Source organism: Psychromarinibacter halotolerans (genome assembly GCF_029168315.1).
Lineage (GTDB): Bacteria > Pseudomonadota > Alphaproteobacteria > Rhodobacterales > Rhodobacteraceae > Psychromarinibacter > Psychromarinibacter halotolerans.
This window is the reverse complement of the sequence record NZ_JARGYD010000002.1, coordinates 463,224-490,213: the sequence shown is the minus strand read 5'-3', so window position 1 is coordinate 490,213 and position 26,990 is coordinate 463,224. Positions and strand designations below refer to the sequence as shown.

Sequence of the window (26,990 nt, the reverse complement as noted above, 5' to 3'; positions counted from 1 at the left end):
AAAGGGGCGGATGAACCGCCCCTTGTGACTGTGTGACCGTGGTTGCTGGGATCAGACCAGCTTCAGTTGCTTCTTCTTCGTCGACGACTGCTGTTGCGACTTCCATTCGCGGAAGGCGTCCCAGTGCTCGATCAGCATGGTCAGCGTTTCGCCGCGCGACAGGCCGCCACGACGGCCTTTGGCGATGTTGCGCAGCGACAGGATCGGATTGTCCTTGTCGAGGTTCGCGCCGTACTCGATCCCGTCAAGGAACTCTTCGCCCATCGCGGCATGTTCGCGCATCACCCGATAGATGAAGTAGGTCATCACGCCGGACGATCCGATCTCGGTCATGCCGCGACGGCGCGAGCGGGCGAACCCTTTCGAGATATCGGGGTGCCGTTCCAGCGTCGCGAGGATCTCGGTCGCCGAGGGGCTGTTGCCGCTGCCGGTCAGGGGCAAGTTGTTGTCCTCTTTCCACTGCAGCTTGGCGGCGGCGGCCAGAACCCGATCGTCGACGCGGTTGCCGGCCCGGCGCACGGTGCGCTTGGCGTGGGTGTCGAAGGTCGCGAATGCCTCTTCCGGGATGCCGGTGGCAATCGGAACCTCGATCGGCGCGTCCGCCGCGATGATGGCATGCAGACGGTGCTGGCCGTTCAGCAGGCGCGGCGTGTCGTCGTTGGCGGCAGCCATCGGATCGCCGGTAAAGCAGATCGGCTGCGCGTTCAGCATCCAGTTGCCGTTGAGGATGTCACGCTTGATCACGTCGATATGGTTCTTCTGGACCTTCCGGTTGCCAGAGTTGAACTGCATCCATTCGCGCGCCAGTTCGGGCGTCACAGTCATCATGCGCACCCGCTCGCGGCCTTCGTCGGCTTGGGCGCCTTTCAGGATCTCTTCATCGGTCTGGCCGCCGAACGCGTCGGTGGCCTGCGACGTATCGAACCGGCCTTCGCGCAGGCCGGGGTACCCGTCGACCAGCGGCAGGCCAAGGTTGGCGGGCGCCTGTTCACGTAGCGCGGCACGCGACACGGGCTGGCCATTCTCGTCCAGCGGGGTCGTGCCGTAATCTTCCTTCCACGCGTAGTGCTGCGTGATCTTGCGGCCGCTGACGTGATCGTTGAACGCAAGGATCGACAGCGCCAGCGCGTTGTCGACGGGCAGGGGCAGGCCGTTCTGTTCCAGCACGCTGACCTGCATGCAGAACATGCCAGCGGGCGTATCCAGCCCGGACGTACGGTCAGGGCCGATCTCGCGCAGGAAGGTCAGCAATTCGGCGCGCAGCCCGGCGCGGATGGCCATGTAGGCCAGCACGGGGCGTGCGGTGGAATGCAGGCGGCTGCCGCGGGTGGTTTCGGCGATGTCGCAGGCGTCTTCCAGCTCGGGGTTGGCGGACAGCACGCGGTCATAACGCGACCAGCTGATCGGCAGGTTCTCGCGGCCAAGGCTGCCGTTCTCGATCCGGATCAGCTTGGACATGGTGCGGACCACCTTGCCCGCGTTGCGGACGCCGCGGCTTTCCAGCACGCCTTGGTACGACCGGCGGCGATGCTGGTCGATGGTGTGCAGCGTGTCGGCCCGGACGTTCCGGGCGACGATGGTCTGGAACGGGACCCCGGCCTTGATGCAGGCGTTCAGACGCTGGATGCCGTCGATGACGCGACCGGCCTCGTCCAGGATGATCGGCTGGCCGTTCAGGATCCACGCGCCGTTTGTCATCGCCTGCGCGTAGGTCGAGATGGCCTTTTTGTCTTCGGCGGGGTTCACAGCCGATTCAAGCAGGCGCGAGGCGCGCTCGGGCGTGATCTCTTCGACGTCGAAGGTCAGGCGTGCGGCTTCTTTCGTCGTCGGGGCGGCGGCGCGGTGGTCGGCGCCTGCGGTGCCTTTTACCATTTTCATGCCGTCGCCCTTTCGATCTTGCCAGCCGCGTGCGGCTGCGTGGAATGAAGCCCTTCGGGCGCGCCGGGCCGGACCGTAGCGGTCTGGTGCGACGGGCGCCGCTTTGGGATGTGGGTATTCCGGATCATCGCGTTCAGTACCATTGAAAACTCATACCAAGATATTCGCATATGATGCAGCAACGTGCCGCCTACATTCAATGTGTATTTCGCAAATCGCTTTGTCGCAAGCCCGATTTTCGCCTTAATTGAGATTTTCGCGAACCTCCGCCCAGGTCACATGGGCCACCTGTTGAATAAGGAACGACCTTAAACATGAGAATTCCTTGCACGAATTAACGAGTCGGCGGTTTTTCGCCAATCCAGATACAACCCGGGGTTTCAGGACGGATCATCCTGAACGGGAAACGACATAAATTCAGATCCGCCCGCAAATCATTCGATCAATTGGTCTGTGGGACCACATTCGAGACACAATCAGATGCAGTATCTGATTTTATCCACGAAACTGTGATCAATGCGCCAAGCAGGGGATAAAATTCGAAGACCGCCTTCCGATACTCGTTTCCGGATTAAGCATGCCATGCGAGTATCGAGGGTGGAGACACACTTTAAAAGCGAATCCGGGCAAAGCCACGCGAAGCTGATACCGGGTTCCTCAAAGACCGAGATGACAGTGAAATATACACAGACGGAAGAACTCCGCACCGCACGCATTTTTGCGATTAACTGGGGGCAAGCACCTTCGATCGCAAAACTTCAGCCCGAGGATCTCGGTGCTGCTCGGCTTATGAAGGTGGGAATTCACATTCGGGAATTCTGCCAGCCGTTGTCCAATTTCCTGAACCGCGGGCTTCCGGTCGGGCAGGTCCCGCTTCCGGCGATCGACCTGACTTTCCTTGCCCTTGATGCGCTGGCCGAAGCGGACGCGCGGCGCGACGGCCCCGGGTGGAAGCCCGTTTCCGGCCGCGTCACCGTCGCCGAGGGCACCGGGGCGCTGTACCGCCGGGGCGTTTGGCTGGAAAGCGGCGATGGCCGGATTCTTGACTTGAACCGCGCTGACGCCGCGGATGGCGTTCGCGTCGCCAAGGCGCAACGCAGCCTGATTTCGGAATACCGGGCGGAATCCACGCTGTCGGTCCGCAAGACCAGCGTGCTTCTGGACATCTGGCGGGGCACGGCGCCGGGCTATGCGGACTTCGCAAGCCAGGACGACATGCAGCGCGCCTATGCGAGAATGAAACGTAACGTCGCTGATATCATGGTGCTCGGGTCGGTACGGGCCGCCAGCTAACGCAGGCTTTACCCGAACCAAACCCTTTGATCGCCAGAGTCGATGTGCACGAACCGCCCGCGATAGTGTCCGGTACCGCCGATCTGTAGCCACTGCGCATACTCGGCCACATTCGCAACGTCGCCGCCTTTCACCACGAAGTCGATCGCGCGCGCCCGCGTGTGGAACGAGTTGACCGCCGCACCGTACCCTTCGGCGCGCAGCAGATCGTTCGTTTTCCGGCTGCGATAGCCAGAGTTCACCTGAATCTCTCCGCTCAGCCCGTCCCGCCGGGCCGCCGTACGCATGGCGGCAAGCGCCCAGTATAGCCGCACGTCCATCTGCACGACCTGCTTCTGACGCCAGTCCCGCAGCAGATAGTTTATGATTTGCAGGCCCTTCAGGTCATACCCGGCGGTGCCGAAGAACAGGACGCGTTGGCGTTCGTCGGTATTGGGATTGTAGAGATCCAGATAGGGCTCGATGAACGGCACCAGCTTGTCCAGCCGACTGTCGGTGCGCACGGGCGGCGGAATATCCAGCCCGGCGGCGAAGGCCGGGATGCCGGGCAAAAGCCCGCAGGCCGCGGTTGCGGCAACCTTTCCGATGAAGCTACGCCGTGTGACATTCATTTTTCGCATCCTTGTGCGCGCGAAAGCCCTCGCTTACTCGATCTTCACGATATCGCCGCTGCGGGCCATCGTACCGCCGGCAAGGTTCAGGAACTGCTGGCCGCCGACGTAAGAGACCGAGTCGACGGTGTCGCGGACAAAGGTGTTGTACCCGCCCGTGGCATCCTCGGCGGTCAGCGACACGCGATAGGTCCCGGCGGGGGCGGGCTGTCCATAGGCATCCAGCCCATCCCAGACCACCTCGTTGATGACCCCGGTCGTGGTCGGCAGCTGTTCGATGGTGCGGACCACGTTGCCGCTGGCATCGGTGATCACCGCACCAACGGTGCTGGCCGTACCTTCCAGTTCGTAGCCGAAGGCAACTGGCATCCCGACCGCGTGCAGGTTGATCGTATCCGCCGGAACCGAGACCGTGCGGCCGATCAGCGAGGCCTCGGACATCGAGGCGGTCAACGCAAGGCTCGACCGCAGCTGTTCAAGCTGGGCGTTCATGTTCACCGACTGCTCGACCTGCGTCAGCGTTGCGATCTGCGACACGAACTGCGTGGCGTCCATCGGTTCCAACGGGTCCTGGTTCTGGATCTGGGCGACCAGCAGGCCAAGGAAGGTTTCGTAATCCTGTCCAAGCTGGGACAGCGAGGTTTCCGACGTCGCGGTGACGTTCGCGGCAGTGACGGAGCTGATGCTCATTTGGGTGTCCTCATGTCAGGATGTCGAGCCCGCCGGACACCTGTTTCGGCGCGGCGGGGGTGTCGGGTTCGGCAAGGTCGTCGCCGGTGTCTTCGGCAAGGTGTTCGGTCGGACCGTCCGCAGTATCGCCGGGTGTGTCCTGACCGTTCTGGCCGGCACCGGGCTGGAACAGGTCCATCGAAAGCGATCCCTGCGCGCCGGTGCCCTGAAACAGGTGGGACAGCGCGCCGCGTTCGTTCCGCATCGCGTCCAGCACCAGCGGGTTCTGCACCCGCATGTCCACGTCCAACCGACCGTCCTTCGTGCGCTCGACCGAGATCTCGACGATCCCCATGCCGTGCGGCTTCAGGCGGATCGTCGTGGTGCCCGGTTCGGTGGGCAGTTGCGCAACCTGGTCGACGACCTTCTGCACGATCGGCGATTTCGGCTGCGGCGCGGGCTGCGATTGCTCGGCGGCGGGCTGCGGCAGCGCCTGCGCCACGGCGGCGCGAAGCTGCGCGGCGGACATGGGCTGCGTCTGATCGGCGGCCTGCGATGTCGTCTGAAGCTGCGCCGTTGGCGTGCTGATGCGCGGGGCAGGGGTTTCCGCGGTTTCGCCGCCATCCCGGCCCGCGTTGGTGACGAGATCGGCGAAGGTCGTTTCCGCCCGTGCCGCCGAGGCTTTGCTTTGCGCGGGCTCGGCAGCGGCGGTGGTGATCTGAACCACCTGCGTCGTATCCGGCGCGCGCGTGGTGGGCGCGGGCGCGGCGGGCTTATCGGCCGTGGCGCGCAGGGGGGCGGCGTCCGGCAGATCCGGCTCTGCCACGGAAAGCTCGGCGTCGCCGGTTTCCGGCGCGGCCTGTCCGACGGCAAGCGTCGGGGTTTCGGAATTCACCGGGGCGGGCGCGGCTGCGGTCTGCATCGGGGCGGGGGTGTCGGCCGGTTGCGGCAGAACCTCTGGCGCAGGGTCGCGCGCCATATCCTGCCCGGCACTGAGGGCGTCTTCCTGCGCCTGTCCCGGTCGGGACCGGAATTCACCGGACAAATCTTTGTCGGCCCCGACCGGGCTGCTCGCCTCAAGTCCGTCTTCGCTCCGGACCTCGGTGGCTTCGCCGTCCTCTACCGACCCGTCTTCTGCAGAGGCCTGCGTGCCGTTCTCGTCTGTCTCGACCTGCGGTTCGTCGCTGGGCTGTTCCGTGCCATCCGCCGCCTTGGCGGATTTCGCCGTCGGTTTCTCGGCCGCCGGTTCTGCACCAAGCAGTTTGCCGAACCCGTCCGCGTCCGCGCTTTCGCCCGAACGGCCGCCAACGGCGCCCTTCGGCGGCGCACTGGGGGAAAGGGTCGAAAGGGAAATGTCCATCAGGTCCCCGAATTCATGAAATCGGCGGTGACACCGCGGCGAAGCAGGAAGGTCCGCATCCGCATCAGTGCGCGCTGTTCAGTTTTTCGCATTTTGCTTGCCGAGCTGTCAAGCGCGCCGTGGCCTGTTGCCGCGTCCTGATCGGCAGACAGCCTGTCACGGATCACCTGCGCTTCTGCCTCGGTCAGCGACGCCAGCGCCAGTTCAAGCAGGTCGTGCATCGCGCCGTCTGTCTCGCGCTGAACCAGCCCGGTTTCGGCGGCGGCAAGGGGCGAGACCAGTTCGTCCTGCACGTCTGCGATGTCCGCCGACCGCATAGAGGCGCGAACCAGCGCGGCTTCGTGTTCCACCAAGCGGCCACAGCGCGCGTCGCGGGCCTTGCGATCCGGGATACTGACAGACCGCGCAAGGAACGCGGCTTCGCGCGTCATGGCGGACCGGACATAGCGTGCGGCATAGGCAAAGAAGGGAATACCCGGTTGCGGGATGTAGTTGGGCACACAGCGGATCATCGCCTCTACCCCGGCGGACACCAGATCGTTCTGGTCCTGCGCGTCGCGGGTACGGCGGCGCGCCATCGCCCGGATGACCGGAAGGTTGTCATCGACCACCTGCCGCAACCCTTCGTCGGCTAGCCCGGCCCAAGCCGGCGCATCCGCCCCGGTCGAGTTCTGGATCGTAGAGCTGTCAAGCATCTGCATCCCCGAAACAATCGGCGCCAACGGGCAGGATGGTCCAAGGTTCCGGGTGGCGCTTGCCCATGTGCCCGAGTCTTTGGCTGAGCAGGCTTTTGGCATTTGCCACCAAGATCACCTTTATTTTCCTGATTCCGCGGCTCATGCGTTAATAATTGCCAAGTTTTGCTTTTTTCGCAAGTTCGTCGTGCTAAGGTTGAGGAAGTCGTCACGATTGAGTCCGGCCGCGTCGGTCCGAACCCGGAAAGTCTGAGTAACATGTACCTGAAGAATGAACCGCACGTCGTCATCAAGCGCCCCAAGAAGGTGACCAAGGGCCATCACGGCGGCAACTGGAAGGTTGCCTATGCCGATTTCATGACGGCCCTGATGGCGTTCTTCCTGTTGCTTTGGATTCTGTCCGGATCGGACGAGGAACAGCTGCGCGGCCTTGCCGAGTATTTCACGCCGTCCGAGGTGCCGCTGGTCGAGATCAGCGGTCTGGGCGTTGTGATCGACGCGATGAAGGCCCCGGAAAGCGAGCCTGCGCCTGATGCCGAATCCATGCCGAAAGGGCCGGACGAGGAAGGTCAGCAGAAGGCCGATGTGTCCGAGACGCGGACCGGGGCGGTGAACCCGTGGCTGGAGCTGGACAACGGATCGACCGAAGAGCCCCGCGTGCCCGAGCCGACGACGATGCTGTCGGATCAGTTGGCAGACGCGCTGGACCAGATCCAAGAGACCTTCGCGGAAAAAATGGAACTGGCGGAACTGGCGCAGAACCTTCAGGTGACGGTGCTTGATGATGGCATGACCGTCGAGATCGTCGACCTTGGCGAGCATCCGATGTTCCCCACCGGCAGTGCCGATCCCAGCGAGGAACTGCGCCTGATCCTGGCCGAGGTCGTGCCCGCGATCGTGGATCTGCCGCTGGATATCACCATTACGGGTCACACGGACGCGCATCCGTTCCGCGATGGCACCGAGTACGGCAACTGGGAGTTGTCCGCCGACCGCGCCAACGCGACGCGGCGCCTGCTGTTGGAAGAGGGCGTGGCGGTCGGGCGGATCAAAAGCGTAACCGGCATGGCGGCGATGGACCCGCTGGTGGTCGACGATCCCACGGACGCCCGCAATCGCCGGGTCACCATCGCGCTGCGCGTGCCCGGCAATGCCGAGATCCCGGAATCCAACTGACCCATCGAACTGAGCCAGCGAGTCAACCGACCGGACTGATACGCGCCGCGCACCAGTCACGCGTTGCCCGGGCCCGCATTGTGCGGCCCGGGTAAATCTTTGCGTCAATGTATATAGAGGTGGGCGCGCCGCCTGTGCGATCCGGTCAGATGCCGGTCGCGAACAGGGCGGCGTCTTCCAGTTCGATGGTCTCGAACCCGTGGCCGGGGGCGATTGTGCTGACCGCGCTGGCCATCGCGGGGATGACCTTGGGGCTTTGACGCACGATCGGCATCGCCCCCGCAGTCGTGGCCAGCATCAACGCGGCATCGCGCAGCGCCTTGCCGTCGACGTCGGACCCGTCGTTCCGGACCGCGACGCGTGCGTTGAAGGTCATCGTGCCGCGACCGGGAATGTTCACTGTGATCGCTTCCAGCAGGATCGAGGTGGTCGGAACCTCTCGATCCGGCGCGGGGGTGGGGAACAAGGTCCGGCCCGCGGACTGGCCAAGGGCAAAGCCGCCCCCGGCACAGGCCAGCAACAGCACACCAACGACCGCAGTGCGCTTGGTCGGACGTCGCAGAAGCCCGGATGTCTTATCGTCTGGACGGCTCATCGTGGATCAGTACGGCAGCACAACGTCCAGCATATCCTCGCCATAGCGGGGGGTCTGGACCCGGGTCAGCTGGCCCTTGCCGCCATAGCTGATCCGCGCTTCGGCGATCTTCTCGTAAGGAATGGCGTTGGTCATGTCGACGTCGACCGGGCGGATGATGCCCGCGACCCGCAGTTCCCGCAGTTCGCTGTTCACCTTCACCTCTTGCCGGCCGGCAATCACGAGGTTGCCGTTGTCCAGACGCCGGATGATCATCACGGCGACCTTCAGCTTGATCTTCTCGTTCCGGGCGATGCTGCCCGCACCGCGCGAATTGCTTTGCCCGGACAGGTCGATCAACGAGCCCGACGGCAGGTCGTCTGCGTTGATGCCCGGCAGGATCGCGTCCAGCTTGCTTTCGTAGCCAAGGAAGGTCGACCCGTCGATCTCGTTGCCGGACGACCGCGACCGGCGGGATTCGTTTTCAAGCTCGGCCTCGTCGTCGATGTCGATGGTCACCGTCAGGATGTCACCGACCCGCGACGCGCGATGGTCGCCGAAGAACCCGGTCGAGCCGGTGCGCCACAGCGAGGTCGCCTCGGCCCTGGACGGCATCCGCACGGGTTCCGGTTCCGGCTGCGGCACGTAGACCGTGTTCACCTCGGGCATCGTGGTCTCGTCCAGCGTGATCGAGGTCAGCTCGGGGTCGCGGTGTTCCTTGTAGGCGGCACAGGCGCTCAGCGTAAACGCGGCCAGCGTCAGGGTCATGGCGGGTTTGGGGGATTTCATACGCATGAGATTCTCTCAATTTTTCGCAGTACTTGCGGACGCAGTTGAAGGGCGGGACCCCGGTTTCGGGACTATTTTCATTGAACGGCCACCTGCACGACGCCTTCGCCGATGACGGTGGCGGACAGCGTGACATGGGACCCAAGGTTCACAACGCGCACGTCGTCGCCGCGTGCGCCGTCTTCCAGCGCCTTGCCGGGCGCGCTTAGGTCCAGACCGCCGTTCGACAGGATGATGGTCACCTTCTCGCCTCGCGTGACGACGCGCGGCTCTGAAATCGACCCGGCCAGGATCGGTCGGTCCTGCAACAGCACGCGGCGCGATTCCATGCCGAGGATGTCCTCGGGATGCCGCACCGCACCGGCGGGCATCGCGACCGCGTTCATATGAACAAGGCGGAAGTCCTGTTCCGTCAGCTTCGTACCGGCCGGGATACGACGGCGCGGCACGTAGGTCGGCACCGTCACCATCGCCTGTCCCCGGAAGGTCAGGGTCAGGCCGTCGACGCCGATGACACGGGCGGCGAACAGGCCGGACCGTGGATCGAAGCTGAAATCCTCCAGCCGCAGCGCGGTTTCCGGCAAGCCTTCGGGCAGACGCAGTTCGATCTTTCCGTCAGCCGGAATCTCGCGTTCGTCCGAGGACAGCAGTTCCTCTTCCACAAGAACCGAAACGGGCGCGCCCTCGACGATGTCGGTGACGGCCAGCGCGGGACTGGCGGCGAACAGGGCCAGCGCGGCAAGGGCGGTTCGAAGACGCAGCGCCATCATGATCAGCGGATCTGGTTGGCGGTCTGCATCATCTCGTCCGCGGCCTTCAGGGCCTTGGCGCCCATTTCATAGGTGCGCTGGGCGGTGATCAGATCGGTCATTTGCTTGATCGGGTCGACGTTCGACCCTTCGAGAAAGCCCTGCCGCACGATGCCGACCGCTTCCTCGCCGGGGTTACCGATGAAAGGTTCGCCAGAGGCCACGGTTTCCAGCAGCAGGTTGTTCCCGATGGGCTTCAGGCCGGCGTCGTTGATGAAGGTCGCAAGCGTCAGCTGCCCGATCTCTTCCGGCTCGATGGCGTCCGGCGTGTAGGCCAGCACAAGGCCGTCGGGCGTGATCTCGACGTCGGTGGTGTTCTCGGGGACCACCATCGCGGGTTCGATCAGGTTGCCGTCCAGCGTGACGATCTCGCCCTCGGGGGACAGCATCAGGCTGCCGGCGCGGGTGTAGGCTTCGGTCCCGTCGGGACGGGTGACGATCAGATAGCCGTCGCCCTCGATCGCAAGGTCCAGCTGGTTGTCGGTTTGCAGCATCCCGCCTTGCGTGTTCAGCCGAACGACGCCAGCGGCCTGCACGCCAAGCCCGATGTCCACGCCGACAGGGCGCACCGTGCCGTCGGGGTTCGCGGCGCCTTCGCGCTGCATGGTCTGGTAGATCAGGTCCTGAAACACCGCGCGCCCGACCTTGAAGCCGGTCGTGTTCGCGTTGGCGATGTTGTTGGCGATGACGTCCACGTTGACCTGTTGGGCCTGCATTCCGGTGGCGGCGATACCAAGGGTCTTCATCAATCTCTCCTTTATACTTTTTCGCAAATCATGAAGCGAAAAGCATCATTCGGGGGCCAGCCGTCCAAGCGTCGTCTTGCGAAGCTCGTCGGTGGCGGACGCAAGGTTCATGGCGCTTTCGTACTGGCGCTGAAATTCGATCAGCCGCGTCATCTCGCGGATCGGGTTCACGTTCGACTGTTCGACGAAGCCCTGCGCCATGTTGGGGTCCAGCACCGGCATCAGGTCGACGGCACCGTCGCGCGGGGCCATCATAGAGCCGCCAAGCTGGTGCCAGTTGCCGACGTCATTCGCCGCGAATACACCGATCCGCGCGATCCGTTCGCCGGCCTCGTCGGTGATCGTGCCATCGCGGCCGATCTCGATATTGCCGGATCCGGGCGGGATGTTGATCGGCGCGCCGCCCTCGTCCAGCACGAAATCACCCGCGACGGTAACCAGATCCCCCTGCGGAGACAGGGTAAAACTGCCGCCACGGCCCAGCGCGGTCTGGCCATTGGCGGTCATGAACCCGAACCAGCCATCCCCGACCAGTGCAACGTCCAGTGGATTCGAGGTCTGCAAAAGCGCGCCTTCCGACAGGTCGGCATAGGTGCCCCGGTCGATGGCATAGGCCATGTCCCGCATGTCGGTCTTCGAGTCGGTCTGGTAGATCATGCTTTCGAAAACCGAGTTCGAGGCACGGAAGCCATAGGTGTTGGCGTTCGCGATGTTGTTCGCGGTCACGTCCGTTGCGCGCTGCAGCATCGCCGCCCGTGAAATCGCGAGGTATCCGATATTGTCCATATCTGTCCCGTCCTGCCGGCTGTCCCATCCGGTCCTTTGCAACGGCTGGTTGATTTGTGTTGATCAAAGCCGATGACGTGGACTATACATGATCTTGATTTTTCGCATAGCCCTGAAATGCGAAAAACTGAACATCGACCTGCGAAGGCATGGAATACCGTGACGAAGATCGGCCTATCCCTTGTTTCACTGCGCGCACGCTGCCTTCTCGGCGGTGTGGCCCTGATGTCGGCAACACTGGTCTGCGGACCGGCACACGCGGAATCGACCGATTCGCCTTTGCCGCTTTTCGCGGGGCCCGCCGTCACACGATCCGGCGGCACCGACTTCTCTGCCGCCCGCGCGGCATCCGAACAGGCCTTTGTCGATGCGCTTCCCGGGGCCCGCGCCCGTGCCGCCTTGGATCACGCGCAGTTCCTCATCTCGTGGATGATGCTGCCCGAGGCGCTATCCTATGTCGATTTCGCCGCCAACGCGCTGGAGGCGAGAGGAGAGCTGGCCGACCGTATTCAGGCCTATCGCGCGATGCTGGCGCTGCTGTCGCAGCCCGGGATGCAGCCAGAGACCGTGGCGTTCCCGGACAGCTGGCAGAACGACCTTGTCTGGCCGATCGTGGCCGAGATCCACAACGGCGCAGAGGTCGACGCAAGCCGCATCCTTCAGGCGCTTGTCGCGCACGAGCGCCACAGCGGTCCGGTGGTGGCGCGGATCGTGCCGATCCTGTTCGATGCCGCGCTTAGCGTAAGCGACTATCGACTGGCGCGCGACGTGCTGGACGTGGCGCGGGTGCGCACCGATTTGCCCGGCAGCCCGCGCATGTTGCTGATGCGGGGCCGCCTTGCGCAGGCTGAAGGTGATCGGCAGACCGCGTTCGACCTGTACGCCTGGGCTGCCGAATCGCGTGACCGGGCCGCCGCCGAGGCACGATTGGCGCTGGCCGACCTTGCGCTGGAAGACCCCGGCCAGTCGATCCGGGAACACGTGCGCGACCTGCTGGTCGACGGCATCCGCCAATGGCGCGGCGACGATCTTGCGCTGGCGCTGCTGACCCGGCTTGCGCAGGTGGCCGAGGAATTGGGCGACCTTGAAACCGCGATCATCACGATGTCCTTCATCGAAGAGGACCACCCCGGCACGCGCGAGGCGGATCTGGCCGCCGAACGGATCGCGGTGATCCTGACGCACCTGTCCGACGCGATCGGAAGCGATGCGCTGCCGCTGGGCCGCACGCTGCCCATCGTGCGCCACATCGAACCCTACATGAGCCGCCACGTCGAACGCGCCGTGGTGCGCGGTGCGCTGGCCGCGCAGTTCGACCGCGAGGGCCTGACGCTGGCCGCACAGGCAGAGTATGCCGATATCTGGGACAGCCTGCTGGCGCCCGACCGCCGTGCGCTGCCGCCTGCGCTGCTGGACCGGCTGGTTCTGGAACAGTCGAAACGCCTGATGCGCGAAAGCAATCCGGCCGCCGCAGTGTCGATCATTGCGCAGCGTCCGGTGCAGATGGATGCGTCTCTTGATCCCGAATTTGCGAAAATTGAAATGGTTGTGACCGGCAGTCTTGAACGGATCACCGCCACGGCTCCGGGCGTGTCGCTTGAAGTCGCGCGCGAGGCGCTTGCCCGCGACATGGACACCCTTGCGTTGACCGAGTTCCAGCGCGCGGGAATCCTGCCGTTGGTGGACGGGATCAACGCCGCGCGGCTGGCCGCCGAGCTGGGTGATGCCGACTCCGCAGCCTTTATGCGGGTGCTGCCAGAGGAACGCCGAGAGCTGCTGCTGCGGCTTGCGGCGGCGCGTGTGGCGAAAGCGCCTGTCGTCTCGCCGCTGTCGGTCGAGTCGGCACAGAACACGCTGGAACAGGCGGGCGACACGCTTAGCGCGGTCACCGACCTGATGAACGCTGAAGACACGGGACAGTAAGAAACCGGCAGACCGAGGTCCGCCAGAACGAGCCGAAAGGGAAAGACAGAAATGGCCATTCAGAATGCAATGCAGGCCGGCGTCGCGGGTCTCAGGACGAACTCCCAGGCGGTTGGCCGGATCTCGGAGAACATCGCGAACTCGGGCACCATCGGGTACAAACGCAGCTTCACCCAGATGGTGACGCAGGTCGTGGGCGACTCGGCCTCGGTGCGCGGCGTCGACCGGACGGACATCGAGCGCGGCGGCGCCATCATCGGCACCAGCTCTGCCACCGATCTTGCCATCGACGGCGACGGGTTCTTCGTGGTGATGAAGGATCCGCTGAACACCGACGAATCCAACTTCTTTCTTACCCGTGCCGGGTCTTTCGAGGTCGACAAGGACGGGTACATGGTGAACTCGGCCGGGTACTACCTTGCCGGTTACGGTTACGACGACGATGGCAGCATCGCCGGGGTCGACCGCAACGGGTTCGGGTCGCTGGACGCGGTAAACACCAAGATCGCGTCGCTGACCGCCGAGCCGTCGACCGAAAGCACGATTGCGGGCAACCTGCCGTCCAGCCTGACCGGCACCGGCGTCGCGCAGGACCCGTTCATTTCCAGCATGACCTACTACAACGCGCTGGGCGCGCAGGAGGGTCTGACCTTCAGCTGGACGCCGTCGGACACGGTGGACAACCTGTGGAGCATGGAAGTCACCGGCGATGACGGCACGGTCTATGGAACCGTCGACGTCACCTTCGCCGACTCGGGGCCGACCGCCGGGTCGCCGCTGACCTATGTCGGCACGCCCGACGCGGGTCTGGTCGCGCCTGCCGCCTTCGCGGTGGACGCCGACGGCAACATGACCCTGACGATCGACAACGCCGCCGTCCCGCAGGTGCTGGACATCGCGCTGGGCGGGGTCGGAACCTATGACGGCATCACCCAGTTCGACGGCGACTATGAACCGCAGCGGATCACTGTCGATGGCACGTCGACCGCGGCGCTGGAAAAGACCGAGATCGACGAGCAGGGCAACCTTGTCGGCGTGTTCGAGAATGGCAAGCGGCTGTCGCTGTACCAGATCCCGGTCGCCACGGTGGACGCGCCCGCCGGTCTGGAGGCAGAGACCGGCAACGCCTATTCGCTGACGCTGGCTTCAGGCAGCACGGTGATGAACGTGGCGGGGTCCGGCGCCGGGTCGATCCAATCCGGCGCGACCGAGGCGTCCAACGTCGACATCGCGCAGGAAATGACCGACCTGATCCAGGTCCAGCGCGCGTATTCGTCGAACGCGAAGATCATCAGCACCTCGGACGAGATGCTGCAGGAAATCAACAACCTGAAACGCTGAGGCTGACCTGCAATGTCGCTTACCCAAGCCCTGAACGTCGCGCGGTCCGGCCTGACCGTGACCGCGCTGCAGACCGACCTTGTGTCGCGCAATATCGCGAACTCGACCACCGAAGGGTTCGCGCGCAAGTCGGCGGATCTGGTCACGTCGAAATACGGCAGCGTCTCGGCGTCTTCGGTGGACCGCAGCGTCAGCACGATGTTGCAACGGCTGGACCGCGAGAACGAATCGAAGCTGACCCGGCAGTCCACGATCTCGGACGGTCTGCGGGCCTTCACCGATTTTCTGGGCCAGCCCAGCGACGAGGTTTCGCCCGCCGCCAAGATTGCCGGACTGCACGATGCGGTGGTGACGCTGGCCGGGATGCCCAGCGAGGAAGCCGCGCAGATTCAGGTCGTGACGGTCGCCAAGCAGGTTGCCGAGAACCTCAACGACCTGTCAGCGAACCTGACGGACATCCGGCAAGAGGTTGAACGCAACATCCGCTACGATGTCGTGGCCGTGAACGAGGCGCTTCAAAGCGTCGCGTCCTACAACCAGAAGATCCTGCAGGCAGAGACCGGTTCGGCGGTGCAGGCGGAATACATGGACCACATGGACCGCCTGCTGGACGAGGTGTCCGGCTATATGGACATCCAGACCGTCAACACCGAGGACGGGACGATCAACCTGTACACCGGCGGCGGGACCGAGCTGGTCGTCGGCACGCGGACCAAGGCCGTCACGTATGACGCGGTGGCGGGCACGCTGGCCGCGGGTGGCATCGAGATCACGCCCGGCGGACCGGCGCGTGGCATTTCCCAAGGCAGCCTGAGCGGGCTGTTCGACCTGAAACTGAACCGCTTGCCAGAAATCGGCGCACAGCTGGATGCGCTGGCGGGCAGCCTCGTTTCCAGCATGGAGGCGGCGAACCCCTTCGGGACCACAGGCACCGGCCTATTCACCGATGCGGGCGCGGTGTTCGACCCGGCGGCGATCGACGGGCTTGCCGGGCGCATCCGTGTGAACGCCGAAGCCGACAACACCGTCGGCGGCGACCCGGCCCTGCTGCAAAGCGGCGGCATCGCCACGACGCCGGCGGGTGATTCATCCTTCATCGACGGAATGCTGACCGCCTTCACCCAGCCCGTCACGGTCGGCACCGCCGGGCTTGGTGCGGGCCTGACCCTGATCGACTTCGCGCCGACGATGGTCACCTACCAGCAATCCGCGCGCGCAGGCGCAGAGGCGGACACGCTGGCGACCCAGACCGCAGGCGAGACGATCTCTGCCTCGCGCGAGAATTACGAGGGCGTCAGCATCGATGACGAGATGCAGAAGCTTCTGGTGATCGAACAAAGCTATGCCGCCAACGCCCGCGTCATGACGTCGGTGAATGAAATGCTCGACACGCTCATGCGGGCGTTCGGATAAGAGGGACAGTCAGAATGCCTACCATCTCTACCATTTCGACCTCGCAGCAGTCGCTGGACATGCGGCTGGTCATCGCCCGCAACAACGCCGAGAAGGCGAAGCTGGCGCAAGAGGCCGCGTCGGGCGTCAAACAGGACGTCTATGCCGACAACCCCGGCGCCGCGACCAAGGCGATGCAGATCCGCACCCGCATGTCGGCCACGGAATCCTACAAGACGTCGAACGAACTACTGGCCGGCAAGCTGGAAAACATGTCCGACTCGCTGTCCGAGATCAGCCGCGCCGCGCGCGAGTTTCAGGACATGTCGCTGGCGGGCGGCCTGACCTCGCAGAACCGGGACGAATACCGCCAGCAGGCCGAGATCACGTTGCAGGGCATGGTGTCGATGCTGAACACCACCTACGGCGGCGAGTTCCTGTTCTCGGGCCTTGCCACCGACACCGCCCCGGTCGAGATCGACGGCACCGGGAACGCGGTCAACTACCTTGGCGACGTGACCGGCAACCTGTCGATGAAAATCGACGACACGACCCAGATGAATTACGGCATCCGCGCCGACGATCCGGCGTTTCAGGACGTGTTCGACGCGCTTGAGATCGTGCTGACCACCAATCTTGCGGCGCTGGACGATGCCGGGTTCGAAGCGATGCGCGACACGGTGACCACGCTGATGAACGACGGCCTGACCAAGCTGACGTCGCTGAACGCGCGGCTTGGCAACAACCAGGCGGTGCTGGATCAGAAGATCGACGACCAGTATTCGAAGCTGGGCATCTACAACGCGGCCGTATCGGACATCGAAACCGCGGAACCCGAGGAAACCGCGCTTCGTCTGAATCAGGTGATGAACCAGCTGGAAGTCAGCTATCAGATCACCGCCCGCATTTCTGGAATGACCCTGCTCGACTACCTGTGACAAGCGTCGGCAGGATGTGAAAACGCCCCGCGGTCTGCGGGGCGTTTTCTTGTTTTAGAGAGAGAGAGAGAGAGAGAAACTTGAAGCGGGCGCTAGCGGAACATCTCGGACCGCAGCGCCTCGACCGGGGTGGTCGCATGGGCCACGGATTCGAACCGCTCCATCACGAACAGCGCGGTCACGGCCAGCGATGCCGCGACGAAGGCGGTGATGCCCAGCGCGGCGGCCAGTCGGCTGCGTGGACGGGGGGCCTTTGACGGGGTCGCGGTGTAGGAAACCTGAAGCATGTCATCGACCATCGACACGATGGGCCGCGTGCTGCTGCGGCGCCGCGCGATCGGGGCGGGAACAAGCCCGGCGGGCAGTTCCACGCACGACGCAAGCTTGTTGTCCACGACGCAGGAATAGGCGGGCAGCGCGAATCCGGTTCGGTCCCAGCGCACCAAAAGTTCGTCGGGATTGCAGGCGATCCGGGGGCCATCGGTATCGAACCTCAACACCACCTCGCCCGAGGCTTTCGTCTCTAGCGTTGCCGTTTCCAAAAGCGGCAGGGTCGGGTCCGACGGCGAGTAATAGTGATACCCGAGGAAAGCATAGGTCTGGGTCGACTCTTGCGGCGGCTGTTCCTGTGCAAGCTCGGCCTCGGCGGGCTGCGCGGGATCCGGAAGATCGGCGGGCTCTGCGGCGACAGGCTGCACGGGGCTTTGCATCAGGCGCGCGGCAACCGGGGCCGGGGTATAGTCCATCCCCATGTCCTGCGCGAACCGCACGTTGATCGCCAGCGTCTCTGCGTCTTCCAGCAGTTGTTCGTCCTCGGCGATCCGATCCTCGAGAAGACGCAGCAGGTCGCGGTCGAAAGAGAACGCGTGACGGCCATAGCGGTCCTCGGCGTTGACCGAATGGATTCCGTAATCCGTCAGATCGCCGGTCTGCTGCTCGATCCGGTCCAGCACGGCGGTGGACGATTCGTTTTCGTGGAACGGATGGATCTGTTGCGGGACCCCGTCGGCGACGACGAACGCCAGCCCGATATCGTCCGGCCAGTCGGAATTCGCTATGAATTCGGACCGTGCGAACAGTCTTACGAACGATCCAGTCAGGCGTTGTGTCATCCCAGGCCTCCGAGCCATAGAGCAGCTATGCGAAAAAGTATAAAAATTTGCGAAGAATCGCAACTCCCACTTTTGCGAAAAAATGTATTGATGTAGGGTGATCGAGAAATGGAGATTTCGGAGAGTTCACCATGATGATCCCCTTGGGGCTGCTTGTCGTAATGGGGCTGGTGTTCGGCGGCTTCACCCTGTCGGGCGGCAAGTTCGACGTGCTGCTTCACGCCCTTCCGTTCGAAGGCATGATGATCGCCGGTGCGTCCATCGGCGCGCTGATCATCGCAAGCGATATGTCCCGCCTGAAGCTGACGCTTGGCGGGTTGAAACGTGCGATGGCCGGGCCGCGCTGGAAGGCGGCGGACTACAGCGACCTTCTGCTGCTGCTGTACGAATTGACGCGGCTTCAGCGAAACTCGACCCCGGTCGAGATGGAACAGCACATCGAAAGCCCGGAAGATTCCGACATCTTCACGAAGTACCCGCGAATCATGAAGGACAAGTCGACGGTCAACCTGATCGCCGACAGCTTTCGCATGGTCATGCTGAACTTCGACAACCCGCATCAGATGGAAGACGTGATCGAAAAGCGAATCGAGACGACGTTGGAAGAACGCATGATTGCAGGCCATTCGCTGACCGTCATGGCCGACGGCCTGCCTGCCATCGGCATCGTCGCGGCCGTTCTTGGCGTGATCAAGACGATGTCGTCGGTCGATCAACCGCCCGAAATCCTTGGCGTGATGATCGGCGGCGCGCTGGTCGGCACCTTCCTTGGCGTGTTCCTTGCCTATTGCGTGGTCCAGCCCATCGCGGAACGGGCCCGGTCGATCGAAGAACTGGATTACAGTTTTTCCAAGGTGATCCGCGACACGTTGGTCGCGATGACCCAGCAGCACCCGCCCAACATCTGCGTCGAGATCGGTCGCGGGAACATTCCCGAACGTCTGCGCCCCAGCTTCGACCAGATCGACGAACAACAGCGCAACATCTCGCGGGCCGCGGCATGACGCGGCGCGACAAGACCTACGCGCTGCTTGCCCGCCTGCATAATCAGCAGATGGAGGCTCAGGCAGGCCAACTGGTGTCGCTCCAGGGCACTGCCGCGCAGCTAGAGGCCGAACGCGCCGCGCTGGAGGAAAGCCGCCGCGCCGGGGCTTCGGTCACGATGATCGAGGCAATGCCCTATCGCGGCCAGTTCCTGATGACAGTGCGTCGCGAGAATCTGCGAATTTCGAATCAGTTGAACGACATCGAGAAACGGATCGAGGCGCAGCGCGACAAGGTGCTGGAATGCTACCGCGACGCACGGTCCGCAGAGCTTCTGGGTGAAGAGGCGCGCACAGTCGCCCAGTTCACGGCGCAAGAAGCCGCGCAGGCCGAGGCCGATGAGATGGTGCTTTTGCGCCGGATCGCGGGCAACGGCTAGCCGCCCGCGCGCTTCAGGCGGGCTGCGGCACCTGCTGCGGCAGGTCCACGTCGACGCCCGCCTCTGCCAGCAAACCATACATCGTGGCGAAGGCTTCCTCGCTGGTGTGCGGGTCCCGCTTGCCTTGGCTGAGGAACCCGTAAGCCAGCTTGGCGAACCGGATCGCCGCGTCGGTGTCCCGGTCGGTGCCGTGGCGGTACGCGCCAATGCGGGCAAGGTCCTCGATATCCGAGTGCCGGGCCAGCGCACGGCGGGCCGCGTTCATAATCGCCTGTTCCAGCTGGATGTGGCAGTCGGGCAGCGCCCGCGACACCGAACGGCCGATGTCGATCGCCGGAAAACGTCCTGATTCCGCGATCTTGCGGTCCAGCACGATATGCCCGTCCAGAATACCGCGCACCGTGTCGGCAATCGGTTCCGACATGTTGTCGCCGTCGACCAGCACCGTGTACAGCGCGGTGATATCACCGCTTTTCGAATTGGCAGAGCCGGGACCAGAACGTTCTAGCAGGCGCGGAAGCTCGGTGAACACCGTGGGGGTATAGCCGCGCGTGGCGGGCGGTTCGCCGGCGGCAAGGCCGATCTCGCGCTGGGCGGTGGCGAAACGGGTGACGCTGTCGATCATCAGCAGCACCTGCTTGCCCTGATCGCGGTAGTATTCTGCAATCGCGGTCGCGGTATAGGCGGCCTGACGTCGTACCAGCGGCGGCTGGTCCGAGGTCGCGACGACGACGGCGGACCGGGCCATGCCCTCGGGGCCAAGATCGCGGGTGATGAAATCCTGCACCTCGCGCCCGCGTTCCCCGACAAGGCCCATGACGATGACGTCGGCGTTGGTCTGCCGCGCCAGCATCGCCATCAGGGTCGATTTGCCGACGCCGGACCCCGCGAAGATCCCAAGCCGCTGCCCGCGGCAGATCGGGGTGAACAGATCGATGGAGCGGATGCCGGTTTCCAGCTTCTCGCCCATCACGCGGCGGTCGAACGCGTCGGGCGGCGCGCTGCGCAGCGGATAGGCGCAGGGGCCGTCGGGCAGTTCGATGCCATCCAGCGGATCGCCGAACGCATCCACGACACGGCCCACCCATTCAGGGCCCGGAAAGATATCGGCGGCGCCCGCGCGCAGGTCGACCTTGTCGCCGCGCCCGATCCCGTCCCATGTGCCGAACGGCAGCAGGCGCACGCCTTCCGGGCTGGTCGCGACCACCTCGGCGGGGATTCGGCCAGCGACGCAGGCGCGGTCTCCGATTTTCGCACTTTCGCCCAAACCGGACGCCACAAGCCCCAGACCGCCCACAGTTGTGACCTTTCCGGACACGATTGGGCCCGGAAGCTTGCGCATTGCGCTGCGCAGTTGCGAAAATTTTTGTGGTCGGTCCATGCTCGGGCTTCCAATTCCGCGAAACTTCCGTAGTATAACAACGTAAGATTGAGTTTTTCGCAAGGTGAATCATGGATAATGCTTCGACTTCCTGGCTGCGGACCGCCAGCCAGAAGATGAGCTGGCTTGCCGAGCGGCAGAAGGTCATCTCGGAAAACATCGCGAATGCCGACACCCCCAGCTATACCGCGCGGGATGTCGAGGACTTCGGAGACTTTCTGACCCGCCCCGCCGGGCGTTCGGTCGAGATTCGAAATGCGAAAAGTGAATGGGGCACCTCGTTCGACGGCAACGGGGTCGTGCTGGAGGAACAGTCGATCCTCGCGGCCGAGACCTCGGGCCAGTACCGCCTTGCGTCACGCCTGTACGGCAAGGCGCACCAGATGATCGCCACGGTCAACGGCAAGTAAGGATCCCAAGATGGACAACCTCAGCGCAGTTTCCCGCACCGCCGGCTCGGCCCTTCAAGCCCAGTCCGAACGCCTGCGGATCATTTCCGAGAACATGGCGAACGCCGATTCGACCGGCCTGCCGGGCACCGATCCGTATCGCCGCAAGGTCGTCACCTTTTCCGAGATGCTGGACCGCGACAGCGGCGCGCACATGGTTCGGGTGTCGTCCGTGTCGGAAGATCCGGCGCCGATGCGGCTGCACTATGACCCGTCGCACCCGTCGGCGAACGAAGAAGGCTTCGTCGCGCGGTCGAACGTCGAGCCGCTGGTCGAGATGGTGAACATGCGCGAGGCCGCGCGCAGCTACGAGGCGAACCTGAACATGCTGTCAGCCGGTCGCGACATGCGCCGGATGATGATCGACATTCTCGGCTGATCGAAAGGCTGACACGATGGATTCCCTGACTTCCGCCGGCGCGCTGCGCGCCTACAAGGCCGCGCAATCCGCGGCAATCGGTGAAACCGCGGGCGAGTTCTCGACCGACGGGCCCAGCTTTTCCGACGTGCTGGAACGCACCGCCCGCGACACCATCGCAACGGTCCGCGACGGCGACCGCGCCGCAATCGCCGGTCTGAAAGGCGAGATTTCGACCCAGCAGGTGGTCGAGGCGACGATGGCGATGGAAGCCGCAATCGACACTGCGGTGGCGGTTAGGGACAAGGTCGTCTCGGCCTATCAGGAAGTTCTGAGGATGGCCGTCTGACATGGGCGCAGAGGACATCCACCAGATCATTACCGATACGATCTGGACGATCCTCATAGCCTCGGGGCCCGCGCTGGCGGTTGCGATGATTGTCGGGCTGGCCATCGCGCTGTTTCAGGCGCTGACCTCGGTGCAGGAGATCACGCTGACCTTCGTGCCGAAGGTGGCCGCAATCTTCGTCGCCATCGCCCTGTCGCTGCCGCTTATGTACACCGCGCTGACCGCGCTGTCCGACCAGTCTTTCGACCTTATCATCAGCAACGGCAGGTGATGGATATGCGAAAAATGATTCTTTCATCCCTGCTCCTCGGTTTGCCTGCAACGGCGGGCGCTCAGGGCTTCGGCGGGCTCTACAGCTTCCCCGACGCCACGGCGTCCGAAACACCGTCCGTATCGGCGCCCGTACAGGCGGAACCGGTGCAGCCGCACCTGACAGAGATTCCGGCGCTGGACGGTCCCTATGGCTATCAACTGCCCAGCCTCGAAGAGCTTGCCCGGATGGACGGCAATGCCGAGATGCCTGCGGGGCCGCCGTCGGCGCCGCCCCCCACCAGCGTGGCGCCGCCCAGCGCCACCGTGCCGCCGAGCTATGTCACCGGCCCGGACACCGCGTCGGCCCCGCCCCAGACGACGCGGGTGTTCCACCCGCTGCACGCGCCGGTCCGGATCAACGGGGCAGGGCGACCGTTCACCCGTACTTTCACCCGCCCCACGCCCGCGCCAACACCCGCACCGAAGCCAATTCCCGCCGACACCCCAGTAGAGACCGCCGTGGCGCCGCCCGCCCCGGTGATGTCGGCCAATCCCTTCGCGCTTGGCAAACCCGAGCCGCTGATTCCCGGCTACACCCTCAATCCAGACCGCAGCGGTTTGCTGCAGGAGCCCTGACACATGGCACAAGCCGCTCGGCAGAAGCCGACAGCCGTCACCCCGCTTTCTCAGCGGCTGGATCTTATGACCCGCAACCGCGACGTGGTCTTCGCGCTGGCGATCTGCGCCGTGCTTGCGATCCTGTTCGTGCCGTTGCCGGCCGTGCTGCTGGACATCGGCCTTGCCCTGTCGATGGCGGTGTCGGTTCTTGTGCTGATGGTCGCGCTGTGGGTCCGGCAGCCGCTGGAGTTCAGCAGCTTCCCGACGCTTCTGCTGGTCGTCACCATGATGCGGCTGTCGCTGAACGTCGCCTCGTCGCGGCTGATCCTGTCGGATGGCCAGACCGGCACCGACGCGGCGGGCAATGTCATCCAAGGCATCGCGGATTTCGTGATCGGCGGCGACTATGTGATCGGCACCGTGATGTTCATCATCCTTGTCGCGATCAACTTCATCGTCATCACCAAGGGCTCGACCCGCATCGCCGAGGTGTCGGCGCGTTTCTCGCTGGACGCGATGCCGGGCAAGCAGATGGCTATCGACGCCGACCTTGGCGCAGGCATGATCGACGAGCACGAGGCGCGACGCCGCCGCAAGACCGTCGAGGATGAAAGCAGCTTCTTCGGCGCGATGGACGGTGCCGCCAAGTTCGTGCGGGGCGATGCCGTCGCGGGCATCATCATCACGCTGATCAACGTGGTCGGCGGCATCCTGATCGGCATCGCCCGGCACGGGATGGGCGTGGCGGATGCGATGCACAACTTCACCGTCCTGACCATCGGCGACGGGCTTGTCACCCAGATCCCCGCGCTGATCGTGTCGATCGCGGCGGGCATCATCGTCACCAAGGGCTCGAACGAGGGCGCCGCGAACGAGGCTGTGACGTCTCAGTTGTCGGCCAGCCCCAAGGCGATCTTCGTGGCGGCCGGTCTGGTGTTCGTTATGGGCCTGCTTCCGGGCTTTCCGTTCCTGCTGTTCACCGCCGTCGCCGCCGTTCTGGCCGGGATCGGTGTCTATTCGCGCGATGCGCAGAAGGCCGAGGAACGCAAAGCGGTCGAGGAACAGGTGCAGGCCGAGAAGAAGAAAACCGAAGAACCGGCCGATACGGGCGGTGTAGACACTGTTTTGCTGGAAATGGGCCGCAGCCTGATCGTGATGCTGAACAAGGACGATGCCGCGCTGCCGGGCAAGATCAAAAGCCTGCGCGACATGTTCCAGACGGAATACGGGTTCGCCTTGCCGCCGGTGCGGATCAAGGACGGCGACTTCGACAACGCCAAGGCGTATCGCGTGCTTGTGCAGGGCGTCGAGGTCGCGACGGGAGAGCTTCGCCCCAGCGGACGGCTTGTGATCGACCCGGCGGGCGAGGCGACGATGCTGGTGGGCGAACGCGTGAAAGAGCCGACCTTCGGGCTGAACGCCGTCTGGATCGAGAACGGCGCCGCCGCCGCAGCCGAGGCGGCAGGCTTCACCGTGGTCGACCCCGAAAGCGTGATCGTCACCCACATGACCGAGGCGCTGAAGGAAAACCTGCCCGAGATGATGACCTATGGCGCGGCGCGGGCGCAGATGAACACGCTGGATCCGGCCTATCGCAAGCTGATTCAGGATCTGAACTGCCCGTCGCCGGTGATCCTGCTGCGCAACGTGTTGCGCAAGCTGCTGGCGGAACGGATCTCGATCCGAAACATGTCGCTGATTGCGGAATCCATCGCCGAGGCTTCGGTGATCTCGACCAACGCCTCGTTGGTGGCCGAGCATGTGCGCAAGGCGTTGTCGGCGCAGATCTGCAAGTCGCTGGAAGGCGACGACGGCTTCATCCAGTCGGTGACGCTGGGCGGGACGTGGGAACAGGAATTCGCCAGCGCGGTGAAGGTGCAGGGCGACGATACCCTGTGCACCATGCCCCCGGCCAAGGTGCAGGAATTCGGCCGCGCCGCCCGCGCGGTGCTTCAGGGCTATGCCGCCAAGGACGAATGGCCCGCGCTGGTGGTCAGCCCCGAGTACCGGCCGGTGATCCGGTCGATGCTGGAACGCGTCGCGCCGATGACGCCGATCCTGTCGTTCTCGGAAATCCACTGGAAGACCAAGATGAAGACCGTCGCCACGATCGGAGACTGACGGATGGGTGGCGGCATCCTTGCGCAGCTGGCCGAGCAGTGGATCTATGCCGTCGCGCTGATCTTCGCGCGGATCGGCACGGCGACGATCCTGCTGCCTGGGTTCGGCGATCAAAGCGTGCCGCCGCGCGCCAAGATCACCTGCGGTCTGGCGCTGGCCATCGGTTTGATGCCCGCGCTGCCGGAACCGCAGGTGCCCGACAACACCAGCCTGTTGTTCCTGATGATCGGGATCGAGGCGACGATCGGCGCCTTCATCGGGCTGGGCGCGCGGGCGTTGATGGCGGCACTGCACATCCTTGGCGCGCAGGTCGGCTTTGCCTCGGGGCTTAGCAATTCGTTGACCCCGAACCAGGCGAACGCCGAAAGCGCGTCGGCCATCGCAAGCCTGCTGACGATGGGCGCGATTGCCGCGATCTTCCTCAGCAACACGCACCACGTCATCCTGATGGGGCTGATGCGGTCCTACGCGATCCTGCCGCCGGGCCAGATCATGCCGGGCGACCTGGCACAGCAGATTGCGCGGCTGGGCGGCGCGGCCTTCTACATCGCCGCTGCGGTCGGGGCGCCGTTTTACGTTCTTAGCCTGCTGCTGAACCTTGGCATGGGTCTGGCGAACCGGGTGATGCCCGCGATGCAGGTGTTCTTCGTCGCTGCGCCAGGCCTGATCGTCGCGGGGCTGCTGTTGCTGGCCTTCGCGGTGCCGGCGATCCTGACCTACCACAACGCCGAACTGGCGAACTGGTTCGAGACCTTGGTGCGCTAGACGATGTCGCAGACCGATACCGATGACAGCTCGAAGACCGAAGAGCCGACAGAGCGAAAGCTTCGAAAAGCCCGCGACAAGGGGGATGTCGCGACCTCGAAAGAGGTGGGCCATCTGTTCATCTACGGTGGGCTGCTGGCCTTCGTGGGATTGTACCTGCCGCTGAAGATCGCGACCGGTGCCAGTTCGCTGGGGGCCTTGTTCGACATCGCGGGTGCCGTGGACATCGGCACGGGGCAGGCCGGGCTGGACGACCTGCGCGGCATCCTTGCGCCGCAGGTGTTCCAGGTCGGTAGCATCGTCGCCGGGTCGCTGGGCATCCTGCTGGTGGCCGCGATTGTCTCGGGCGCGTTGCAGGGGCCGTTCGTCGTGTCGAAGCAACGGATCACGCCCAAGCTTGAAAAGATTTCTCCGGCCAAGGGCATCAAGCGGATCGCGTCGGCCAACAACCTTGTCGAATTCGCCAAGAGCTTCGTGAAGCTGATGCTGTTCGGTGCGTTGGCGTCGTGGGTGTCATGGTCGGCGATCCGCACGCTGCTTCCGGGTACGATCATGCTTCCGGAATTCCTGCCGGGGATGATCGGGCAGAACGCGGTGCAGTTGCTAGCGTGGATCGTGCTGTTGATGATCCCGATCACCGGCGCCGACATCGCGTGGAAACGTTACAGCCATCACAAGAAACAGCGCATGACGCTGAAAGAACTGCGCGACGAGCACAAGGATTCCGAAGGCGACCCGCAGATCAAGGGCAAGCGGGATCAGCTGCGTCGCGCGCGGGCGCGGCAGCGAATGCAGCAGGCCGTGCCCACGGCGACGCTGGTCGTCACTAACCCGACGCATTTTGCCGTTGCGCTGCGATACGACAGGGGCCGCGATGCCGCCCCGGTCTGCGTCGCGAAAGGCACCGACCAGATCGCGGGCCGCATCCGCCACCTCGCGCACGAGAACGAAATCCCCGTGATCGAAAGCCGGGCGCTGGCCCGCGCGCTGCACGCCACTTGTGAAATCGACCACCCGATCCCCAAGGCGCACTGGGCCGAGGTGGCAGAGCTGGTCGCCTTCGTCTTCGACCTGCGCAACAAGATCCGCCGCCAGCTTCCGACGGGCGCCAGCTTGCGGCGGCAGGAGGACGAGGAATAGCGGCCCGCCGAGGGACGCGATGCGGCAAAGGAAAAAGCCGGG

The 26,990-nt window shown here is 64.3% G+C and carries 29 protein-coding genes; 16 read left to right on the top strand and 13 right to left on the bottom strand.

From position 1 onward, the window contains the following. Nucleotides 1–51: 51 nt before the first annotated feature. Nucleotides 52–1,878 (bottom strand): hypothetical protein, encoded by a 1,827-nt coding sequence (locus P1K30_RS07300; RefSeq protein ID WP_275632037.1) that lies wholly within the window; start codon nucleotides 1,876–1,878, stop codon nucleotides 52–54. A 597-nt stretch (nucleotides 1,879–2,475) separates the two neighbouring features. Here P1K30_RS07300 and P1K30_RS07295 point away from each other — a divergent pair. Beyond that, nucleotides 2,476–3,171, top strand: a complete 696-nt coding sequence (locus tag P1K30_RS07295) for a hypothetical protein (RefSeq protein WP_275632036.1) — start codon at nucleotides 2,476–2,478, stop codon at nucleotides 3,169–3,171. A gap of 8 nt (nucleotides 3,172–3,179) precedes the next feature. Here the strand turns inward: P1K30_RS07295 and P1K30_RS07290 are convergent, their stop codons facing one another. The 5 genes from P1K30_RS07290 to P1K30_RS07270 are packed head-to-tail and all read right to left on the bottom strand — an operon-like array spanning nucleotide 3,180 to nucleotide 6,651. Beyond that, nucleotides 3,180–3,782 carry a YcbK family protein gene (locus tag P1K30_RS07290; protein ID WP_275632035.1) on the bottom strand — a complete coding sequence of 201 codons (603 nt, stop codon included), beginning with the start codon at nucleotides 3,780–3,782 and terminating at the stop codon, nucleotides 3,180–3,182. 33 nt (nucleotides 3,783–3,815) lie between these two features. Then, on the bottom strand, nucleotides 3,816–4,472 hold the full coding sequence (locus tag P1K30_RS07285; RefSeq protein WP_275632034.1) for a flagellar hook assembly protein FlgD: 657 nt from the start codon (nucleotides 4,470–4,472) through the stop codon (nucleotides 3,816–3,818). Between the two features lie 10 nt (nucleotides 4,473–4,482). Beyond that, nucleotides 4,483–5,811, bottom strand: a complete 1,329-nt coding sequence (locus P1K30_RS07280) for a hypothetical protein (RefSeq protein WP_275632033.1) — start codon at nucleotides 5,809–5,811, stop codon at nucleotides 4,483–4,485. Beyond that, nucleotides 5,811–6,506: a sigma factor gene (locus tag P1K30_RS07275; RefSeq protein WP_275632032.1), complete on the bottom strand. Its 696-nt coding sequence runs from the start codon at nucleotides 6,504–6,506 to the stop codon at nucleotides 5,811–5,813. Before P1K30_RS07275 ends, P1K30_RS07280 begins: the two co-directional genes overlap by 1 nt. Continuing rightward, complete coding sequence (locus P1K30_RS07270; RefSeq protein ID WP_275632031.1) at nucleotides 6,499–6,651, bottom strand: hypothetical protein; 153 nt, start codon at nucleotides 6,649–6,651, stop codon at nucleotides 6,499–6,501. The genes P1K30_RS07275 and P1K30_RS07270 overlap by 8 nt, the downstream gene beginning before the upstream one ends. 113 nt (nucleotides 6,652–6,764) lie before the next feature. Here P1K30_RS07270 and P1K30_RS07265 point away from each other — a divergent pair, with 113 nt between their 5' ends. Beyond that, the gene (locus P1K30_RS07265; protein WP_275632030.1) at nucleotides 6,765–7,682 is read left to right on the top strand and encodes a flagellar motor protein MotB; all 918 of its coding nucleotides are present in this window, start codon (nucleotides 6,765–6,767) and stop codon (nucleotides 7,680–7,682) included. Nucleotides 7,683–7,827: 145 nt separating this feature from the next. Here the strand turns inward: P1K30_RS07265 and P1K30_RS07260 are convergent, their stop codons facing one another. The 5 genes from P1K30_RS07260 to P1K30_RS07240 all read right to left on the bottom strand — a co-directional run bounded on the left by P1K30_RS07260 (nucleotide 7,828) and on the right by P1K30_RS07240 (nucleotide 11,386). Then, the gene (locus P1K30_RS07260) at nucleotides 7,828–8,277 is read right to left on the bottom strand and encodes a hypothetical protein (protein ID WP_275632029.1); all 450 of its coding nucleotides are present in this window, start codon (nucleotides 8,275–8,277) and stop codon (nucleotides 7,828–7,830) included. 6 nt (nucleotides 8,278–8,283) lie between these two features. Beyond that, a complete protein-coding gene (flgH, locus tag P1K30_RS07255; RefSeq protein ID WP_275632028.1) occupies nucleotides 8,284–9,051 on the bottom strand; it encodes a flagellar basal body L-ring protein FlgH in 768 nt (255 codons plus the stop codon). Nucleotides 9,052–9,122: 71 nt separating this feature from the next. Further along, nucleotides 9,123–9,812 (bottom strand): flagellar basal body P-ring formation chaperone FlgA, encoded by a 690-nt coding sequence (flgA, locus tag P1K30_RS07250; RefSeq protein WP_275632027.1) that lies wholly within the window; start codon nucleotides 9,810–9,812, stop codon nucleotides 9,123–9,125. A 5-nt stretch (nucleotides 9,813–9,817) separates the two neighbouring features. Continuing rightward, complete coding sequence (gene flgG, locus P1K30_RS07245; RefSeq protein WP_275632026.1) at nucleotides 9,818–10,600, bottom strand: flagellar basal-body rod protein FlgG; 783 nt, start codon at nucleotides 10,598–10,600, stop codon at nucleotides 9,818–9,820. A gap of 45 nt (nucleotides 10,601–10,645) precedes the next feature. Then, entirely contained in the window at nucleotides 10,646–11,386 is a 741-nt protein-coding gene (locus tag P1K30_RS07240; RefSeq protein WP_275632025.1) for a flagellar hook-basal body complex protein, read from the bottom strand. A 279-nt stretch (nucleotides 11,387–11,665) separates the two neighbouring features. Between P1K30_RS07240 and P1K30_RS07235 the strand changes: the two genes are divergently transcribed. The 4 genes from P1K30_RS07235 to P1K30_RS07220 are packed head-to-tail and all read left to right on the top strand — an operon-like array spanning nucleotide 11,666 to nucleotide 16,980. Beyond that, complete coding sequence (locus tag P1K30_RS07235) at nucleotides 11,666–13,309, top strand: hypothetical protein (protein ID WP_275632024.1); 1,644 nt, start codon at nucleotides 11,666–11,668, stop codon at nucleotides 13,307–13,309. A 51-nt stretch (nucleotides 13,310–13,360) separates the two neighbouring features. Beyond that, on the top strand, nucleotides 13,361–14,650 hold the full coding sequence (locus P1K30_RS07230; RefSeq protein ID WP_275632023.1) for a flagellar hook protein FlgE: 1,290 nt from the start codon (nucleotides 13,361–13,363) through the stop codon (nucleotides 14,648–14,650). A gap of 12 nt (nucleotides 14,651–14,662) precedes the next feature. Then, the gene (flgK, locus tag P1K30_RS07225) at nucleotides 14,663–16,063 is read left to right on the top strand and encodes a flagellar hook-associated protein FlgK (protein WP_275632022.1); all 1,401 of its coding nucleotides are present in this window, start codon (nucleotides 14,663–14,665) and stop codon (nucleotides 16,061–16,063) included. 14 nt (nucleotides 16,064–16,077) lie between these two features. Beyond that, nucleotides 16,078–16,980, top strand: a complete 903-nt coding sequence (locus P1K30_RS07220) for a flagellin (RefSeq protein ID WP_275632021.1) — start codon at nucleotides 16,078–16,080, stop codon at nucleotides 16,978–16,980. 92 nt (nucleotides 16,981–17,072) lie between these two features. Here the strand turns inward: P1K30_RS07220 and P1K30_RS07215 are convergent, their stop codons facing one another. After that, entirely contained in the window at nucleotides 17,073–18,092 is a 1,020-nt protein-coding gene (locus P1K30_RS07215) for a hypothetical protein (RefSeq protein ID WP_275632020.1), read from the bottom strand. A 131-nt stretch (nucleotides 18,093–18,223) separates the two neighbouring features. Here P1K30_RS07215 and motA point away from each other — a divergent pair, with 131 nt between their 5' ends. Together motA and P1K30_RS07205 are read left to right on the top strand one after the other, a co-directional pair. Next, nucleotides 18,224–19,096, top strand: a complete 873-nt coding sequence (motA, locus tag P1K30_RS07210) for a flagellar motor stator protein MotA (RefSeq protein WP_275632019.1) — start codon at nucleotides 18,224–18,226, stop codon at nucleotides 19,094–19,096. Continuing rightward, nucleotides 19,093–19,515, top strand: coding sequence for a flagellar FliJ family protein (locus P1K30_RS07205; protein ID WP_275632018.1), 423 nt, complete (start codon nucleotides 19,093–19,095; stop codon nucleotides 19,513–19,515). The genes motA and P1K30_RS07205 overlap by 4 nt, the downstream gene beginning before the upstream one ends. A 13-nt stretch (nucleotides 19,516–19,528) precedes the next feature. Here P1K30_RS07205 and P1K30_RS07200 read toward each other — a convergent pair whose 3' ends face one another. Next, nucleotides 19,529–20,896 (bottom strand): FliI/YscN family ATPase, encoded by a 1,368-nt coding sequence (locus tag P1K30_RS07200; RefSeq protein WP_275632017.1) that lies wholly within the window; start codon nucleotides 20,894–20,896, stop codon nucleotides 19,529–19,531. A 71-nt stretch (nucleotides 20,897–20,967) separates the two neighbouring features. On the opposite strand from P1K30_RS07200, the gene P1K30_RS07195 reads away from it, so the two are divergent. Genes P1K30_RS07195 through P1K30_RS07160 form a run of 8 tightly spaced genes read left to right on the top strand, consistent with a single transcriptional unit; the run spans nucleotide 20,968 to nucleotide 26,948 of the window. Next, on the top strand, nucleotides 20,968–21,306 hold the full coding sequence (locus P1K30_RS07195) for a flagellar basal body rod protein FlgB (RefSeq protein ID WP_275632016.1): 339 nt from the start codon (nucleotides 20,968–20,970) through the stop codon (nucleotides 21,304–21,306). A gap of 10 nt (nucleotides 21,307–21,316) precedes the next feature. Continuing rightward, a complete protein-coding gene (gene flgC / locus P1K30_RS07190) occupies nucleotides 21,317–21,724 on the top strand; it encodes a flagellar basal body rod protein FlgC (protein ID WP_275632015.1) in 408 nt (135 codons plus the stop codon). A 16-nt stretch (nucleotides 21,725–21,740) separates the two neighbouring features. Continuing rightward, nucleotides 21,741–22,052 (top strand): flagellar hook-basal body complex protein FliE, encoded by a 312-nt coding sequence (gene fliE, locus P1K30_RS07185; RefSeq protein ID WP_275632014.1) that lies wholly within the window; start codon nucleotides 21,741–21,743, stop codon nucleotides 22,050–22,052. Nucleotide 22,053: 1 nt separating this feature from the next. Next, nucleotides 22,054–22,323, top strand: coding sequence for a flagellar biosynthetic protein FliQ (locus P1K30_RS07180; RefSeq protein ID WP_275632013.1), 270 nt, complete (start codon nucleotides 22,054–22,056; stop codon nucleotides 22,321–22,323). A 14-nt stretch (nucleotides 22,324–22,337) separates the two neighbouring features. Continuing rightward, nucleotides 22,338–22,940: a hypothetical protein gene (locus P1K30_RS07175; protein ID WP_275632012.1), complete on the top strand. Its 603-nt coding sequence runs from the start codon at nucleotides 22,338–22,340 to the stop codon at nucleotides 22,938–22,940. 3 nt (nucleotides 22,941–22,943) lie between these two features. Further along, nucleotides 22,944–25,043: a flagellar biosynthesis protein FlhA gene (flhA, locus tag P1K30_RS07170; RefSeq protein WP_275632011.1), complete on the top strand. Its 2,100-nt coding sequence runs from the start codon at nucleotides 22,944–22,946 to the stop codon at nucleotides 25,041–25,043. A 3-nt stretch (nucleotides 25,044–25,046) separates the two neighbouring features. After that, a complete protein-coding gene (locus P1K30_RS07165; RefSeq protein ID WP_275632010.1) occupies nucleotides 25,047–25,808 on the top strand; it encodes a flagellar biosynthetic protein FliR in 762 nt (253 codons plus the stop codon). Between the two features lie 3 nt (nucleotides 25,809–25,811). Beyond that, entirely contained in the window at nucleotides 25,812–26,948 is a 1,137-nt protein-coding gene (locus P1K30_RS07160; protein WP_275632009.1) for an EscU/YscU/HrcU family type III secretion system export apparatus switch protein, read from the top strand. Nucleotides 26,949–26,990 lie beyond the last annotated feature (42 nt).

Coding starts and splice junctions, on each gene's coding strand:
- P1K30_RS07300 (WP_275632037.1), bottom strand. CDS start 1,878: ATGAAAATGGTAAAAGGCACCGCAGGCGCCGACCACCGCGCCGCCGCC.
- P1K30_RS07290 (WP_275632035.1), bottom strand. CDS start 3,782: ATGAATGTCACACGGCGTAGCTTCATCGGAAAGGTTGCCGCAACCGCG.
- P1K30_RS07285 (WP_275632034.1), bottom strand. CDS start 4,472: ATGAGCATCAGCTCCGTCACTGCCGCGAACGTCACCGCGACGTCGGAA.
- P1K30_RS07280 (WP_275632033.1), bottom strand. CDS start 5,811: ATGGACATTTCCCTTTCGACCCTTTCCCCCAGTGCGCCGCCGAAGGGC.
- P1K30_RS07275 (WP_275632032.1), bottom strand. CDS start 6,506: ATGCTTGACAGCTCTACGATCCAGAACTCGACCGGGGCGGATGCGCCG.
- P1K30_RS07270 (WP_275632031.1), bottom strand. CDS start 6,651: ATGAGCCGCGGAATCAGGAAAATAAAGGTGATCTTGGTGGCAAATGCC.
- P1K30_RS07265 (WP_275632030.1), top strand. CDS start 6,765: ATGTACCTGAAGAATGAACCGCACGTCGTCATCAAGCGCCCCAAGAAG.
- P1K30_RS07260 (WP_275632029.1), bottom strand. CDS start 8,277: ATGAGCCGTCCAGACGATAAGACATCCGGGCTTCTGCGACGTCCGACC.
- flgH (WP_275632028.1), bottom strand. CDS start 9,051: ATGCGTATGAAATCCCCCAAACCCGCCATGACCCTGACGCTGGCCGCG.
- flgA (WP_275632027.1), bottom strand. CDS start 9,812: ATGGCGCTGCGTCTTCGAACCGCCCTTGCCGCGCTGGCCCTGTTCGCC.
- flgG (WP_275632026.1), bottom strand. CDS start 10,600: ATGAAGACCCTTGGTATCGCCGCCACCGGAATGCAGGCCCAACAGGTC.
- P1K30_RS07240 (WP_275632025.1), bottom strand. CDS start 11,386: ATGGACAATATCGGATACCTCGCGATTTCACGGGCGGCGATGCTGCAG.
- P1K30_RS07230 (WP_275632023.1), top strand. CDS start 13,361: ATGGCCATTCAGAATGCAATGCAGGCCGGCGTCGCGGGTCTCAGGACG.
- flgK (WP_275632022.1), top strand. CDS start 14,663: ATGTCGCTTACCCAAGCCCTGAACGTCGCGCGGTCCGGCCTGACCGTG.
- P1K30_RS07220 (WP_275632021.1), top strand. CDS start 16,078: ATGCCTACCATCTCTACCATTTCGACCTCGCAGCAGTCGCTGGACATG.
- P1K30_RS07215 (WP_275632020.1), bottom strand. CDS start 18,092: ATGACACAACGCCTGACTGGATCGTTCGTAAGACTGTTCGCACGGTCC.
- motA (WP_275632019.1), top strand. CDS start 18,224: ATGATGATCCCCTTGGGGCTGCTTGTCGTAATGGGGCTGGTGTTCGGC.
- P1K30_RS07205 (WP_275632018.1), top strand. CDS start 19,093: ATGACGCGGCGCGACAAGACCTACGCGCTGCTTGCCCGCCTGCATAAT.
- P1K30_RS07200 (WP_275632017.1), bottom strand. CDS start 20,896: ATGGACCGACCACAAAAATTTTCGCAACTGCGCAGCGCAATGCGCAAG.
- P1K30_RS07195 (WP_275632016.1), top strand. CDS start 20,968: ATGGATAATGCTTCGACTTCCTGGCTGCGGACCGCCAGCCAGAAGATG.
- flgC (WP_275632015.1), top strand. CDS start 21,317: ATGGACAACCTCAGCGCAGTTTCCCGCACCGCCGGCTCGGCCCTTCAA.
- fliE (WP_275632014.1), top strand. CDS start 21,741: ATGGATTCCCTGACTTCCGCCGGCGCGCTGCGCGCCTACAAGGCCGCG.
- P1K30_RS07180 (WP_275632013.1), top strand. CDS start 22,054: ATGGGCGCAGAGGACATCCACCAGATCATTACCGATACGATCTGGACG.
- P1K30_RS07175 (WP_275632012.1), top strand. CDS start 22,338: ATGATTCTTTCATCCCTGCTCCTCGGTTTGCCTGCAACGGCGGGCGCT.
- flhA (WP_275632011.1), top strand. CDS start 22,944: ATGGCACAAGCCGCTCGGCAGAAGCCGACAGCCGTCACCCCGCTTTCT.
- P1K30_RS07165 (WP_275632010.1), top strand. CDS start 25,047: ATGGGTGGCGGCATCCTTGCGCAGCTGGCCGAGCAGTGGATCTATGCC.
- P1K30_RS07160 (WP_275632009.1), top strand. CDS start 25,812: ATGTCGCAGACCGATACCGATGACAGCTCGAAGACCGAAGAGCCGACA.